Below are 15296 nucleotides of genomic sequence, written 5' to 3'. Positions count from 1 at the left end.
CTGGCTGGTCAGATATTTGCGTCATGTGGCACACCATAGGTGCGCCACATGGACATCTGCGCGGCGCTTGGGCCGATGTAGCCGCGGAACTTGGCCAGCAGCTGCCGCTCGGGGCCGGGCTGGCCGTGGCGCTCGGCCCACCACGACGGCAGCAGGCATGGCCGCCACCTGTTTCACCTGCGCCAGCTGTGGCTCGGATGTGGTGCTGCCCGACAGCCTGCCCCCGCTGCCCCCGCCCGCATCGACCGCCATCCCGCTGATGCCCTCCTCAGCGGGGCTGGTCGATCGCGATGGTCCATCCTGACGCTCTGGGCATGCCAGCGGCGTCGGAAGTGCCGGCCGCGACGATGGTTGCGCCGGTGACCGATGCTGTATTGAGCCTGATGTCATTGCGCGTGGCGTCCGGTGTTCCGGGCGGCGCGATGATGTCCTGCCGTTGACAGTCCCGCAGCTGCTCGTCACAGAGCCAGACAACCGGCCGGCGCCTGCCGGGGGTGTCGAGGATCGACCCGCCGGCAAGAACACGGCGGTCCGCCGTGGCAGCCAGGAGCGTGACGACCGCGTCGGCGGGCAGGCCGGTTTGAACGTCCTGCCAGCTTCTCCCGTCCGCTGACCGCCGGAAGTGGGCTGACGTACCTGCTCCCTCCGGCTCCTGACCCACCGCGAGCAGCACGCCACCGGGCAGGAGCACGACCCGGTCGAATATCTGGGTGCCTGGCCCCCCGGCTCCGGTCACCGTTTCCCGCCGCCAGGCCAGGCCGTCGGTGGAGCGCCACACGGCGCCGTCTCCGTCACGATCAGTACCGCGGTCGATGCCGACAGCCAGCAGCCCGCCGGTCACCGCCACCACATCGCGCAGCTGCCCCGGGCTGCCGGTGAGATCGCCACCGACCACCCGCCAGGCCCGCCCGTCCGGGGAGTCCCAGGCTGTCGGCACGGCCTGGGACGGCCCCGAGCCCGCCGGCGCTGTCCACCCGACCGCCGCGAGCCGGCCACCGACGCTGGCGACACCGGTGATCGCGCCCGGCCCGGAACCGGCGGGGGAAGTGATCGCGGCGGGGGCCCAGCCCGAAGCTCCGTCTGTGAACCACGCCGCCGGTCCGCCGTCAGGCCCGCTGACGGACCCGCCGCCGGGATCTCCGGGCCCGCTGCCGACAGCCACCCGAGCGCCGTGCGGGCTGCCGGTGAGCCCGTACACGGCTGTGCCGGGCGCGGCATCCGGCGTCAGCGGGCCTCCCGTGAGCCGGGCGACCGTCGAGGACGCGGGGGCCGGCACCGGTGCGCCGCCGCCAGGGCTGGGGGCAGGCTGGACGGGTGGTGCCGACCGCCCGCTCACCGCGACAGCAGCGGTGATCGCCGCGATCGCCACCAGCGCGACCAGCGCACCCACCCGGGCCACCCGCCGGCTCTGTTTCCGGTAGACCTCGTCCGACGCCCCGATGCGCACGCGCAGCGGCTCGTCCCGGTCGGTGAGGCGGCCGGCACGGGCGCGCACCCGCGCCGGTACCAGGGGCTGGTCGTACGGTTCGTCGAGGCCCGCCTGAGCGAGGTCGACCTCGACGGCGACGGCTGGCCGTCCAGCGTGCGGAAGCGGCGCCAGCAGGCCGGCGGCCAGGTCGGCGATGGTGTCGCTGCCCGCGCCGGCGCTGCCCGCGTCGGGGACGGGGACGGGGTTGGCCTCGGCCTCGACATCGACATCGACATCGGTCCGGGGAGCGGAGGGCTGTGTCACGGGCCGGAGTCCCGGCGGTTGTCGTGACAGCCGGGACCCGCCGGCGATCGCCGCGCCGAGGCAGACAGCGAACTTTGGATGCGCGTCCAACGCCACCGGCACGCGGAACTCCCGCTCGACCATGCGGGCGACCAGGGGAATGCGGCTTGACCCACCGACCAGCAGGATGCGCTTGAGGCCCATGGGCTCCACCCCGGCGGCCCGGCAGGTCCGCCGGAACGTATCGAGGGTCCGCAGCACCATGATCCGGATGGATTCGTCCAGATCGTCACGGGTGATCCGGACAGTGCGGTTGCAAGCCGGGATGATCACTTGGATCTCGGCCTCGGTATCGACGGACAGCGTCTCCTTGGCCATCACGGCCGAAGCCTCGACCTGGGCAACCGCCCGTGCCGTGGTGGGATCGGTGAGGTCCTGGCGTTGCCACGCCGGGCCGATCGTCCGCGCGATGTGCGCGAGGACAGCGTCGTCGATGTCGATACCGCCGATGTCATCGTCACCGCCGGGTTCGCCGCACAGCTCGAAGCCGCCGTTGGTCTTTCGCAGCACCGTCGCGTCAAACGTGCCGCCGCCGAGATCGTAGACACCGAGCAGATCGCCGGGGTCGAGCCTGTCCTGCGCGGCGTAGTGCCCGGCCGCCGCCACCGGCTCCGGGAGCAGCCCGACTTCGGTGAGCCCGGCCAGGCCGGCGGCCTGTTCCAGCAGGTCCCGACGGTGGCCCGACCAGGTGGCGGGACACGTCAGGATGACCCGGGCCGGCGCCTGCGACTCCTGTTCGACGACCTTGCCGACGACAAACCGGATCATGTCGGCGACGAGCGCGGGCAGCTCCACCTGGGTGTCGGCGAGATGTACCGGTACGTCATCGCCGAACCTGCGTTTGAACTCCCTGGCCACCCGGGACGGCTCGGTGATGGCGCGCTGTTCCGCGGCTTCTCCGATCAACATCACCCCGTCGGCGCGCAGGAACAGCACGGACGGTATGGCTCGGGCACGTTCACCGAGGTCGACGACCTCGGCTCGGCCATCCCGCCAGAGCGCGGCTGCGGTGAACGTGGTGCCGACGTCGATCCCGAGCGCATAGGCCGTGCGGCGGGCGCTGCCGGGGCGCACAGTCATGAGGCGGCGGCCGAGGCGAGCATCGTAGGGAGTGTGAGCGAGTGAGGAGCGCAGCGGCGGGCGCTGCCGGGGTGCACAGTCATGAGGCGGTGTCCACGACGATGCAGTAAGCGTTCTTCATGGATTGCCGAAGCGCAGGCAGCGCTTTCGCGCAGTAACCCGTCGCGTCCGCATAACCGGCGAATCCGTCTTTGAGGACCACGTACTCGCCCACACCGGGTTCGCCGGGCGGTTCGTGAAGCCGCTGGGACCGGCGGCTGTCCATCAGCTGAACTTTTCCCACGCCGGGCACCTGCTGTATGTCGCTGGTGAACTGCTCGGCGGCCTGTCTGTCGGTTGCCGCCTTGTCGTCGGTTGGGAACGTGCGGAAGATGACATAGGCCCCTTGCGGCTCTATTGGTTCAGCGGCGTTGGTCGAGCTGGCACTGGCCGTCGGAGCGGCACCGGGGCTTGCGGTGGTCGGGCCGGCAGGCGCGAAGGACGCGGTCATCCGTGCGGCTGGCTCCGATGTCCTGGTCGCGACTCGTCCGAGCAGGACCGCGCCCGCTGCCGCGGCCACGCCGACCAGCAGCGCCACCCCGGCCACTCTGACCGCGGCCCGGGGCAGGACCGGGAGCTGTTCGAAGGCGGCGTCAAGCCAGCCCTCGGCACTCTGTTGATCGGTTTCGTCCATCCGGGCGTAGCCGAGGCGGACCGGGTGGCGTGCCACGGTGCCGCGCAGGAATGGGCGTACCGCCCGTGCCTTGAGAAAGGCTTCGCCGTACCCGCCGGGTGCGATGTCGAGCTGTTTTGGGGCGAGGGCGAAGCCAAGCGCGCCGTCCCCGTCCGGAACAGACAGGCAGAGCCGGGCCGGGGCGGTGCCACGATTATCGAACCGCGCGATCCAACGGGCTGTCCACCGTCCACGCCGCACCTTTACCGTGGTGATCGCGGCCGTGATCTCGTGAAGCGCGCTGACCGCGATGTCGCCTTCTTCGACAGCCACCCAGCCGCGGTTTTCCCGTGAACGGCACCGTAACGCGAACGGCACGTTTCCCACGGGTGCCCCTGGGCCGGCCGGCGGCCGGAACAGCAGGCGAACGGTGTATTCGACGCCGGGGGTGACCGAGACTTCCCGCGGGACGACGTCGGCCCACCGCGCCGCCGCGCCCAGCACGTCGAAGGTGTACTGCTCGATGAGGTCGCCGTCGTAGCGGACCGTCGCTGTCGTCTGTGCCTGTTCACCCGGCCGGACCTGTAACCGGGTGTGGTGAAGACGAAGTTCCGGATCCATACCAGCTCCGCCCGTGCCGCCCCGCCCGTTACCGGCGATGGAATGACTCGACCATACGGCCGCGCGACGCCGCTGGCAGGCGCGGGCCGGCATCGGTCACCTGCCGGTACCACGGGAGCACCCGACAGCGCGCGTAACTGTGCCCTTTTGGCTTCTGCCGCACGGCTGGGACGGCTCCTACACTTCCGGGGTCTCCGCGTGCGTGAAAAAACCGTGATCGCGTACTCGCTGGCCTGCTAACATCGCGTTGTCTTGTGATTCTTGGGGGGAAGTCCATGACAGACCCGTCGGCGAGTGCGTCCGAAGTCGCCTGGTTCGCCGAACGGTACGAGGAGCTCGTTCGTAACGTCGAGCTTTTCGTGCGGGGCAAGCCAGAGGTGATCCGCCTTGCTCTGGTGTGCATGGCGGCCGAGGGCCACCTGCTCATCGACGATGTTCCCGGGGTCGGTAAGACCTCCCTTGCCAAGGCCATCGCGAATTCGATCGACGACGGGAGGATGCGCCGGATTCAGTTCACCCCCGACCTCCTTCCGACCGACGTCACCGGGGTGCAGGTCTGGGACGAGCGCACCCGGGAGTTCGAGTTCCGGCCCGGCGCGGTGTTCGGGAACATCGTGCTGGCTGACGAGGTCAACCGTGCCTCGCCGAAGACGCAGGCGGCGCTCCTGGAGGTCATGGAGGAACGCCAGGTCACGGTGGACAGCACCTCCTACGAGGTGCCCCGGCCTTTCATGGTCATCGCCACCCAGAACCCGGTGGAGCACGGCGGTACCTACGATCTGCCCGAAGCACAGATCGATCGGTTCATGATCCGGACGGGAATCGGCTATCCGCGCCACGAGGCCGAGGTGGAGATCCTGGAGAACCGGGCCCGCGGCCAGACGCTCAACGAAGTGAACCCGGTGCTCTCCAGCGGCGAGGTGCTCCGGATGACCGACATCGCGCGCCGCGTCCATCTCTCTCCGGCCGTACTCGGCTACATCGTCACGATCACCGCGGCGACCAGGCGGCTGCCTGAGCTGCGCCTTGGGGTGAGCCCACGCGGCGGGCTCGCGCTCGCGGTCGCGGCGCAGGCACACGCGGCGGCCGACGGCCGGTCGTTTGTCACGCCGGACGACGTGCGGACGCTCGTCCCGTTCGTGCTGGGTCACCGGATGCTGGTGAAGCCCGAGGCGGAGCTGGCCGGAAGCACCGCGGAAAGCCTTCTCGGCGGGCTCACGGCGTCGGTACCGGTGCCGGATCAGCGAGTGGCTCACTAAATGATCACAAGGTCCGGCGTGGCCGTGGCCGTGGCGGTGGTCGTCCTCGGGCTTTCCGGCGCGCTGCTGGACTACCCGGAGCTGGTCGTGTTCGCGCTCGGGGGCCTCGCCGCGCTGCTCCTCGCGGCCGCTTGGATGATCATGACGCCGGACATCATGGTCGTCCGGGAGATCCAGCCGCTGCGGGTGGCCGAGGGCGAGGGCGCCCGGGGGCTGCTCACCGTGACGAACGCCGCGCGCCGCCGCAGCCCTCCGTTCCTCGCCAGTGAGGCCGTGGGCGAGCGCCACGTCGCGGTGTCGCTGCCGAGTCTGGGGCCGGGGCGCGCGTTCGCGACCGCCTACCCGCTGCCGACGGATCGCCGTGGCGTGTACCAGGTGGGTCCGCTGACGATCGGCCACAGCGACCCGCTGCGGCTCATGCATGTCGGGCGTTCCTACGCCTCCCCGTCAGAACTCACAGTGCATCCACGGTTGCATCTGGTGGCACCGCTGCCCACCGGCGGCTCCCGGGACATGGACGGGCCGACCTCGAGCACGGCGCCGCTCGGCGGAGTCGCCTTCCACAGCCTGCGGGAATACGTCCGCGGTGACGATCTGCGGCTCATCCACTGGCGGTCGACCGCCCGCGCCGGAAAGCTCATGGTCCGTCACAACGTGGTGCCCAACGAGCCGCGGCTGATGGTGGTGCTCGACACCAGCACCGCCCCCTACACCCAGGACTACTTCGAAGACGCGGTGCGCGTCGCAGCCTCGCTCGCGATCTCTGCCCGTGACCACGGCTTTCCGGTCGAGGTACGGACCACCGGCGGGTTGCGCGCGGTGGCTGACCGCGCGGCCATCGATCGGGCGTCGATCCTTGACCTGTTCGCTGATGTGCGCGTCACCGATGACGACCCCGGGCTCGCGGCGCTGCTGGGCATGCTGCCCACGGACGATGGAGTGGCACTCGGTGTGGTGACCGGGCAGGCCCCGGCGGGGATGCTCGCGAGCATTTCCACGGTCCGTAACCGGTTCACGATGGCGAGCCTCGTCCAGGTCGGTGAGGAGCACGCGCGGCCCGGCCCCTCGGTGCAGGGAGCGATGGTCGTGAATGTGCGGACCAGCGAGGATTTCGCAGCCGGGTGGAACGCGAGGGTACGCCGGTGAGCGCGGCACGGTCACCGGTGCCGCCGGTGCCGCCGGTGCCGCCGGCGCGGGGTGAGCCGCGGCCGGCAGGGGCGCGGATCGGCCAGGTTCTGCTTGTCGCGGCTGTGATGCTGCTCGTCGCCATGGTGTTCGGCCCGTTCTTCGCCGGCGCCGGCTATCTTGTACCGCTCGGTGGCGCTGTCCTGCTCGCCGCGGTCGTGTCGGCCCTCGCGTCGGTGCGGATCCGCCGCCTTGATGTCACGCTGGTGGTGGCGACCAGCGCTGGCCTGCTGTTCAGCCTGCTCGCGCTCTTCCCGTCCCAGTGGGGGAGCGGGCTGCCGGGTTCGCTGTTCTCGGCGTTCGGCCGCGGGCTGCGTGACGGCTGGGCGCGCATGCTCACCGTGGGCCTCCCGGCGGACCCGACCGGGGAGCTGCTGACCGTCCCGGCGTTGTTGCTGTGGGTCGCGACTGCCGTCGCGGTCGTCCTCGCGCTGCGGACCGGCGTCGTGCTCGCGCCGCTGCTGCCGCCGATCGTCGCGTTCGCCGCCGGTCTGTTCGCCGTCGCGGCACGCGGGCGGTCACAGGTGTGGCTGGCCGGCGCCATCCTGCTGGCCGGGGGAGCGCTGGCCCTCGTGCGGGCCTCCGGGCACGGCTCCACCGCTTCCGCCGGGGCCGGCGCTACCGGCAGCGGGCGACGCCTGCGCCAGCTGACGTCTGGCCGACTGGCGTTCGGGATCCCGGTGCTGGTCGTCCTCGCCGCCGTCGGCACCCTCGGCACGATGATCCTTCCGATCGCGGATGGCTCTGACCGTTTCGATCCGCGTGACCACCGTCATCCCCCGGTCACGGTGTCCTCGGCGCTGAACCCGTTGGTGAACGTCAAGAGCCAGCTGTTGGCGGAGTCCGTGGAGACGCTGTTCACCGTCCACCTGGCCTCGACCGCGCCCGTGGCGGTGGACCGCATCCGGACGGCCGCTCTCGGCGACTTCGACGGCGCCAGCTGGACAGACGGCGCGACCTATGTGGCGACCGGCCGGACGCTGCCCGACGCTTTGGCCAAGGAGACCACGCACGGCACCACCGTGGACGCCGAGGTCACCGTCGACCGGCTTGACGGGGTGTTCCTGCCCTCGCTCGGACGTCCCGTCAGTATCGCCGGCAGCGGCAGCGGCGTGGGCGCAACGGCGGCGTTCGCGCCGGATTCCGGTGTGCTGGCGATGACGACATCCCCAGCGCCTGGCCTGCGTTACGTGCTGCGCTCGGTGGTTCCCAATCCCACCGCGGCGGAGAAGGCGGCGGCCAGGCCATTGGATGATCCATCCGTTCGCCGTTACCGTACGCTACCGGGAGTCGTCCCGACCGGCCTGACGCAGCTGACCGACGGCATCATTGACAGCGCGAAGAACCCATATGACAGGCTTGTCAGGATTCAGGACTATCTTCGGGACCCGGCCAGGTTTCCCTATGATCTTCAGGCTGCGCCTGGTCACTCCTACGGCGCTGTCGTCCGGATGCTCGATGTCGACACCACACAGTTCCGCCGCAGCTATGCCGAGCAACATGCGGCCGCGTTCGCGTTGATGGCGCGGATCGCGGGTTTCCCGTCCCGCGTCGCCGTCGGCTATGTGCTTGACCAGCGCTCCTCGACCGGGCCGAACACCTTCACCGTGACCACCCGTAACGCTCATGCGTGGCCCGAGGTCAACCTCGCCGGCCTCGGATGGGTGGCCTTCGAGCCGACCGACGTACGTGATCTGCGGCGGATGCCGCCGCCCGATCCGAACCCTTCCGGCGGCGGCGGGGCGAGCCAGACGCCCCCGTCCCCGGCCGAGCCGGCGCCGCCGGTGATTCAGCCAGAACTCTCCCCCGCCGGTGCGCCCGGTGGTGGGGGCGGCGGCGGTGCGGCTCGGACGACCGCCTGGTTCGGGCTCGCCGTTCTTCTTGGCATTGTGTTGTTCTTGCTACTGATTGTGGGCGAGAAAACGCGACGGCGCCGGCGGCGGCAACGCTTCGGGTCGCCGGCCGCCCGGGTCGGGGGCGCCTGGCGTGAGGTGCGGGACAGGTTGTCCGAATGCGGCCTGCCCAGGTCGCGGACTCTGACCACGCGCGACGTGGTGGAGCGGGCCGGCGAGCTGCGCGCCGTGGGCGAGGCGGGGGAGCGGGTCGGGCAGCTGGTGCCGGTGGTGAACGCGGCGCTGTTCGCCGAGATCGAACCTGGTGAGGCCGACGCCCGGCGCGCCTGGGAACTCACCCGGCTCGCCGCCCGCGAGCTGAACCGGGCGGGCGGGCTGCCGCGGCGGGTGCGGGCGCTCTTCGATCCCAGGCCGCTGCTTCCCGGCGGTGGCTGATGGTTGTTTGTCCGACATATTCCGAGGTCCAGATTTTCTGATGGTCAGATGTTCTGACAGGTTGACGTGAGGTGACGGGGATGCGACCGCAACGGCTGATGCGTCCGGCGTGGGGTGCGCGTTGGGTGCCGGCGGCGCTGGCCGGTGTCGTCATCCTGGGTGCGTTGGTGGCTGCCGGCTGGTCGGGGAACGCTCCGGCGCGGTCGGTGGCGTTGGCTGACGGGTCGGCGTGGCTGGTGTCGTCGAACGGTCAGGCCGCGCTGGTGGACGGGTCGTCCGCGCAGGTAGTGGCCCAGGTGAAGGTCGGTGCGGGTGGTGTGGATCTGGCCGCGGCGCAGTCCGGCGCGGACGCGTACGTGTCGAACGCGTCGGACGGGAGCGTGCGGCGGGTCGACGGGGCCACGTTCGCCGTGTCCACCGCTGTCCGTTTTGCTAATGCGGGGCAGGCGGTGGCGGTGTACCCGGGGCGGCAGGCGGTGTATGCGGTGACTGAGCAGTCGGGTCTGGTGACGACGGCTGATCCTGTCACGTTGGCGGTACGGGGGCAGCAGTCGCTGGCCGCGCGGGTACTGCCCGGGGCGGCGCAGGTGGATGCCGCGGGGCGGCTGTGGCTGGTGGATGGCAACACCGGTGATCTGATCTGGCTTGACGGCGGCGGGCGGCACACCCGGCGGGGCGCTGTCGACCCGGCGCGGACGATGCTGGTGCGGTCGGGTGATCAGGTTGTGCTTGTGGATGTTGTCGGGCGGACGGCGCGCCCGTTGCGCGGTGACGGTGGCACCGATGCCGGCGCGTGCGTGGACACGCAGGCCGGCGACAGTACGGTCACGGTGGCCGGGTCGACCTCAGGCGGGCGAGTGTATGCGGCGAGTGGCCGTCGTGGGGTGCTGTTGGTGTCGGATCTGTCGCATGGGTCCTGTGACACGGCGGTGGATCTGCGTGCCGCCGGTCATGAGCTGGGAGCGCCGCGGGAGGCGGCCGGCCGGGTGTTCATCCCGGATTTCACCGCGGGCCAGGTGATCGTGGTGGATGTCGCGGCGCGGCACTTGGTCGCGAATCCTCAGGTGCTCTCGGCGGGGACGCGGTTCGAGCTGGTGTCGCAGGGCTCGTTCGTGTTCTACAACGATCCGCGCAGTGCCCAGGCCGGGGTTGTGCGCCTCGACGGTTCGTTTCACAAGACTGAGAAGTACAGCTCCAAGGATCCTGGCAACGGGGTGGTTCAGGGGCCGGGCCCGGGGAATTCGGCAAATTCATCTACTCAGACACAAGCCACCATACATGCGACGACTCAATCGACCGGTCAGGCACAGCCCAAGGGGGACGTGCGGATCCAGGTGTCATCGACCCAGGTCATGGTCAACCAGCCGGTGATACTGCGGGTCGTCGCGGCTGACGGCGCCATCGTCGCCGCCGTCCAGTGGGTGTTCGGGGATGACGCGATGGGGGCGGGCATCCAGGTCAGTCATTCCTGGTCGAAGCCTGGTGCCTACACTGTGCGGGCGCAGGCCCGGCTCGCCGACGGCCGTCAGGTCACCCCCACCGTCACGATCACCGTGGCCGGTGCCGATGCCAACAACAGGGATGTCAACCACGGTGACCTCGGCGGTGATGCGGGCGGTGACGGAAACACGAACACCGGACGCACGAACACCGGAAACGAGACGCTGGCCGCGCGGCTGACCGTGACTCCGTCGAGTGGCCCCGCGCCCTTGGACGTGACGGCCGATGCGTCCCGGTCGACCAAGGGGACGTCGGAGATCGCGACCTACACTTTCGATTTCGGTGACCGGACCGGACAGGTCGGCCCCCAGCCTGGCGCCACGGCCACCCACCGTTTCACCCAAGCCGGGTCCTATACCGTCACACTGACGGTGACCGACAGCGGTGGCGCGACAGCTGCCCGAAGTGCCTCCGTCGTCGTCGGCGCGGTCGAAACCGGGCCGACCGCCAGGCTCTCGGTCACCCGTGTCGCGGGGAGCGGGCCGTTGGACGCCATAGCGGATGCTTCAGGCTCGACGGCCGGCTCGGCCCGTATCGAGAGCTACGAGTTCTCTTTCGGTGACGGGGCTCAGTCCGGGAAGCAGACGGCTCCGACGGCGGCCCATCTCTATTCCACCCCGGGCACATATAACCCGAGCGTCACGGTGACCGACGCGTCCGGCCGGAAGGACACGTTCACCACCCAGTACATCGCGCAGCAGCTCACGCTCGCGGTGACGGTGACCGGGAACGGGGCCGGCAAGGTGACCGGCCCCGACGAGCTGTTCTGCCCGGACGTGTGCCAGGCGCATCTGAACCCCGGGACTCAGGCGACCCTGTCGGCCGCGGCCGTATCGGGCTCGACGTTCGGCGGATGGTCGGGTGACTGTACCGGGACCGCGACGACGTGCACCGTCACCATGGATAAGGCGCGCAACGTCACCGCCCGCTTCGACACGACCGGGCCGAGTACCTACGGGCTCTCCGTGAACATAAACGGCGGCGCCAGTGATGTCTATCTTAACGGTTCGCTTCTGTGTGAGACCGCCTCATTGACGTACACGAGCGCGAGTTGCGCAACTCGCGTGAATACGGGGGAGCAGGTAACGCTGACGGCCAGGCCCGGAGCTGGGTGGAATTTCAGCGGATGGTCCGGCGACTGTAGCGGGACTGGTACCTGTACTTTCATCATGAATAATGATCATAGTGTAACGGCGACCTTCGCTCAGCAGGACCAGCCGCCGACGGCGAAGCTTACCTGGAGCTACTACAGGAATAACCCGGCGGGCAACGGCTATACCCCGGTCGAGGCCCTCCTTGACGCGTCTGGATCAGCGGACAACGACGCGACGCCGATCCGGGACTACACGTTTGATTTCGGTGATGGCAGCCCTCGGGTGACACAGACTAATCCGACTGTGCCCCACACCTATAATTGGAGTGGCACTGCCAAGAGCAAGACGTATTACGCAACGGTGTACGTCACTGATACCGCTGGGAAGACCAGTTCGGCGCAGACATCCATTACGGTGATCTGCTGTTGACCTCTCCTTTGGATAAGGGAATATGGTGACGACGATGGGGCGATTGGGACGTCATGGGCGGGTGTGGGCTGCCCGTTGGATGGTGGCTGTCTCGGCTGGCGTTGTCATCGTGGGTGCGTTGGTGGCTGCCGGCTGGTCGGGGAAGGCGTCGGCGCGGTCGGTGGCGTTGGCTGACGGGTCGGCGTGGCTGGTGTCGTCAAACGGTCAGGCCGCGCTGGTGGACGGGTCGTCCGCGCAGGTGGTGACTCAGGTGACGGTTCCCTCCGCCGGTGCGGGGGCGCTGGCCGCCACGCAGTCAGGGTCGGACGCCTACGTGTCAAGCACGGCTGACGGCAGTGTGCGGCGGGTCGACGGTGCCACGTTCGCCGTGTCGGCCGGGGTCCGGTTCGGCAATCCGGGCGAGCCGTTCGCCGTCTATGCCGGGCGGCAGGCGGTGTTCGCGGTCGGGGAGCGGACCGGGTCGGTGAGCACGGCCGATCCGCGGACGCTGCGGAAGCTACGGGACGATCAGTCGCTGGCGGCGCGGATCCCCGCGGGTGGTGCGTTGGTTGACGGGGCGGGCCGGCTGTGGGTGGTCGACGGCGACACCGGGAAGATAGTCCGGCTGGACGCCGCCGGCCGCCACGATGTGCCGGGGACGGTTGATCCGGCCCGCTCTGCCCTGGTGCCGGTCGGTAACCGGGTGGCGGTCGTTGACGTTGGCGCGCGGACGGTTCGGACACTGGGCGATGACGGCCTTTCCGCTCCGGTGGCGTGTGTGGATGTGCGGGCGGGAGACACCACGGTCCGGGTGGCCGGGTCGGCCACGGGAGACCAGGTGTACGCGGTGTCCGGGCAGCGGGGCGTGCTGCTCGTGTCGAACCTGTCGCGGAAATCCTGCGAGAACACCGTCATCGACCTGAAAATGGCGGGTAATGAGCTGGGGGTGCCGCGGGAGGCGGCCGGGAAGGTGTTCGTCCCGAATCTGACCACGGGTCAGGTGAGTGTGGTCGATATCGCCAGCCGGAGTGTGGTCACGAAGAAAGTGCTGGATCCACCGGCGCGGTTCGAACTGGTGCCGCAGGGCTCGTTCGTGTTCTACAACGATCCGGCGACCGCCAGGGCGGGGGTCATCCGGCTGGACGGTTCCGTTCGGGAGATCCGCAAGTACGATCCGAAGAATCCGGGCGCGGGTGTCGTCCCCGGTTCCGGATCGGGGAATCCGCCGCAATCCCCGCCAACCCGACCACCGGTCACGTCACCGTCGGCAACCCCGCAGCCGGCTCAGACGGTATCGACAAAGGGAGATGTCAGAATTCAGCTGTCGGCAACCGAGGTCACCGTCAGCCAGCCGGTGGCGTTGCGGGTGGTCGCCACGAATGGCGCAATCGTCGCCTCCGTGGCATGGGCGTTCGGCGATGAGGCGCCTGTCTCCGGCGTCCAGGTCAGCCATTCCTGGCCGAAGCCCGGTGTCTATACGGTGCAGGCGCAGACCCGGCTCACCGACGGCCGCCAGGCCACCCCCACCGCTACGATCACCGTGCTCCCCGATTCGCAGCCGGTGATCCCACCGACGCCACATCCCACGGACAGTCCCGACCACCCGACCACCACCCCGACGCCCACGCCAAGTCCGACCACCACGTCCACACCAAGTCCGACTTCTACACCAACCCCCACTCCTATTCCATCGCAGACTCCCGCGCCTGGAAAGCCGGTCGTCTCTGTGGTGCTGGTCGGCAACGGCCCGAAGACAACCGCAACCGTAACCGCGGCTACCAACGGCGGTCCTACCACCACGGTGGCGCTCGCCGTGACACCGCTGGCCGCGGGGGAGACCGTTACCTCTACTGGGCCAACCACCTACGCTATGAGCCTTGCCACCTGCGGCCCGCGCACCTACACCGCGACCGCCACCGGCCCCGGTGGCCAAACCACTACCACCACGACCTACGGCAAATGCCCACCCCCTGGTGCTATCGCCTTTTCCGACATTAATGGGGAGCGTGGTGTAGTGTGGCAAAGTACTAATTCCGATGGTACTAGGGTTATCAAAACTTATTGGGAATCACCCATTTCTGCACAGGGCGAAACTGTGGAAGATTACCTCGTGAGTTACTATGATCCTTATGGTAAGCTAGTTGGACGTCATTTCACGACGCAGACCGTTGACACTTTTGATGCATTTCCTCCGCCATCATGTAACAACGGAGTCAAAGTTTCGACTGTGACAGTGGTAGCTCGCAACTCAAGCGGCTCTGGGCCGTCGACTGAGGGCGCGTTGGATGACGAGTGCCAATAGCTGTCGAGGCTGGCGTCACGCTGGTCGGCATGTGTGCAGGAGCAGTACGGTTACTAAGTGGTTGGCGCTGGAAGTCCTTCGGGGGCGGTCAAGCGGCCTTGGCGAGGGATGATGTGCTGGCCGCGTCCGCTTGCGGGATCCGGGCGAGTTGCCGTTCGAGATCAGCGGCGGTGTACTTCCACGTGAACGGCGTGGCAGTGATGTTGTAGCGGGCGACGAACGCCATCAGGGTGTTCCCGAGCACGTCGAGGTCGGCGAAGTCGCAGGGCGAGACAACCTTCCGTTGGACGAACGAGAAAAAATCTCCGCCTGGTTCAGCCAGGAGGCGTGCTTCGGCCTGTGGATCAGGGTGCAGGCTGGGTGGGCGTTGGTGAGCCGGCCTACCTCACTCAGTTGGCAGGGCTTTCTAGTTGGCAGGGCTTTCAGCCGGTGGACGACGGCGTCGGCTGCCTGGCGGAGCTCCCCGCGGAGGGCTGGGCGGGAGAAGGGTGCCCACCGCTGGTCGCCGGGCCTGGCATCGTCGTGGCCTTCGGTGCCGACGCGCACGTACCCGGTGAGCATTCCTGAAGGACATACGGTGTGCCCTGCGGGGACTGCCCCGGTGGCCAGGCGATGTTCGTCGCCGACGACAAGATCGTCCCCGCCGGTGGTAGCGGTTTCATGGACGGAGGCGGGAGAGGCGGAATCTGGTGCACTGACGACCGGTTCGTCGTCCCCGCACCCACGACGGTCCGCCGGCCGTCGCTGCCGGTGCCCGCCGAACCGCTGTCGGGCACACCTGGCGCCGGATCCGCGGAACTCGCCTCGGGCGGCGGTGTCCCCGTGGCCGCCGGGACCGGCGGAACCGTCGCATCACCGACCGGCGGTGCCGTCGTCACCGGCGCGGAAGCTATCGGTGTCCGCACGGGCCCGCGGGCGGTCTTCGGGTGCGGCGAACAGCCCGCGAGCAGAACCAGCGTGCCCACAGCCGCCAACCCGACGCCGACAGCAGATCGCGCTCCGGATACAGGAGAGCGCAACTTTTCCCCTGGCCTGGGACGAGTCATGTGAATCAGCATATTGAATGTAAAGTCCGGTGGTGCATACGGCCGGCGTATGCACCACCGGGTGGCCGGTGGGCCGGGTAGGCCCCTGGC

10 protein-coding genes are annotated in these 15296 nt (G+C 69.1%); 7 read left to right on the top strand and 3 right to left on the bottom strand.

The genetic code is table 11. The features are described 5' to 3' along the window. Nucleotides 1-268 precede the first annotated feature (268 nt). Both MJ777_RS05085 and MJ777_RS05080 read right to left on the bottom strand, forming a co-directional pair. Nucleotides 269-2851 carry an Hsp70 family protein gene (locus MJ777_RS05085; protein ID WP_239373582.1) on the bottom strand — a complete coding sequence of 861 codons (2583 nt, stop codon included), beginning with the start codon at nucleotides 2849-2851 and terminating at the stop codon, nucleotides 269-271. A gap of 79 nt (nucleotides 2852-2930) precedes the next feature. Further along, complete coding sequence (locus tag MJ777_RS05080; RefSeq protein ID WP_239373577.1) at nucleotides 2931-4124, bottom strand: hypothetical protein; 1194 nt, start codon at nucleotides 4122-4124, stop codon at nucleotides 2931-2933. A 275-nt stretch (nucleotides 4125-4399) separates the two neighbouring features. On the opposite strand from MJ777_RS05080, the gene MJ777_RS05075 reads away from it, so the two are divergent. The 5 genes from MJ777_RS05075 to MJ777_RS05055 all read left to right on the top strand — a co-directional run bounded on the left by MJ777_RS05075 (nucleotide 4400) and on the right by MJ777_RS05055 (nucleotide 14160). After that, complete coding sequence (locus tag MJ777_RS05075) at nucleotides 4400-5383, top strand: MoxR family ATPase (RefSeq protein ID WP_239373576.1); 984 nt, start codon at nucleotides 4400-4402, stop codon at nucleotides 5381-5383. A gap of 18 nt (nucleotides 5384-5401) precedes the next feature. Further along, the gene (locus MJ777_RS05070; RefSeq protein ID WP_370652647.1) at nucleotides 5402-6529 is read left to right on the top strand and encodes a DUF58 domain-containing protein; all 1128 of its coding nucleotides are present in this window, start codon (nucleotides 5402-5404) and stop codon (nucleotides 6527-6529) included. Further along, complete coding sequence (locus tag MJ777_RS05065; protein ID WP_239373574.1) at nucleotides 6505-8856, top strand: transglutaminaseTgpA domain-containing protein; 2352 nt, start codon at nucleotides 6505-6507, stop codon at nucleotides 8854-8856. The genes MJ777_RS05070 and MJ777_RS05065 overlap by 25 nt, the downstream gene beginning before the upstream one ends. An 80-nt stretch (nucleotides 8857-8936) precedes the next feature. Then, complete coding sequence (locus tag MJ777_RS05060) at nucleotides 8937-11879, top strand: PKD domain-containing protein (RefSeq protein WP_239373573.1); 2943 nt, start codon at nucleotides 8937-8939, stop codon at nucleotides 11877-11879. Between the two features lie 79 nt (nucleotides 11880-11958). Beyond that, nucleotides 11959-14160 (top strand): PKD domain-containing protein, encoded by a 2202-nt coding sequence (locus MJ777_RS05055; protein WP_239373572.1) that lies wholly within the window; start codon nucleotides 11959-11961, stop codon nucleotides 14158-14160. 88 nt (nucleotides 14161-14248) lie between these two features. Here MJ777_RS05055 and MJ777_RS05050 read toward each other — a convergent pair whose 3' ends face one another. Beyond that, nucleotides 14249-14386: a hypothetical protein gene (locus tag MJ777_RS05050; protein ID WP_239373571.1), complete on the bottom strand. Its 138-nt coding sequence runs from the start codon at nucleotides 14384-14386 to the stop codon at nucleotides 14249-14251. 113 nt (nucleotides 14387-14499) lie between these two features. Here MJ777_RS05050 and MJ777_RS05045 point away from each other — a divergent pair, with 113 nt between their 5' ends. Together MJ777_RS05045 and MJ777_RS05040 are read left to right on the top strand one after the other, a co-directional pair. After that, complete coding sequence (locus MJ777_RS05045) at nucleotides 14500-14727, top strand: hypothetical protein (RefSeq protein WP_239373570.1); 228 nt, start codon at nucleotides 14500-14502, stop codon at nucleotides 14725-14727. 12 nt (nucleotides 14728-14739) lie between these two features. Continuing rightward, the gene (locus MJ777_RS05040) at nucleotides 14740-15210 is read left to right on the top strand and encodes a hypothetical protein (RefSeq protein ID WP_239373569.1); all 471 of its coding nucleotides are present in this window, start codon (nucleotides 14740-14742) and stop codon (nucleotides 15208-15210) included. The last annotated feature ends 86 nt before the right edge of the window (nucleotides 15211-15296 follow it).

Origin of the sequence: Protofrankia sp. Cj5 (genome assembly GCF_917627405.1) — a bacterium.
Lineage (GTDB): Bacteria > Actinomycetota > Actinomycetes > Frankiales > Frankiaceae > Protofrankia.
This window is presented reverse-complemented; position numbering and strand designations above follow the sequence as displayed.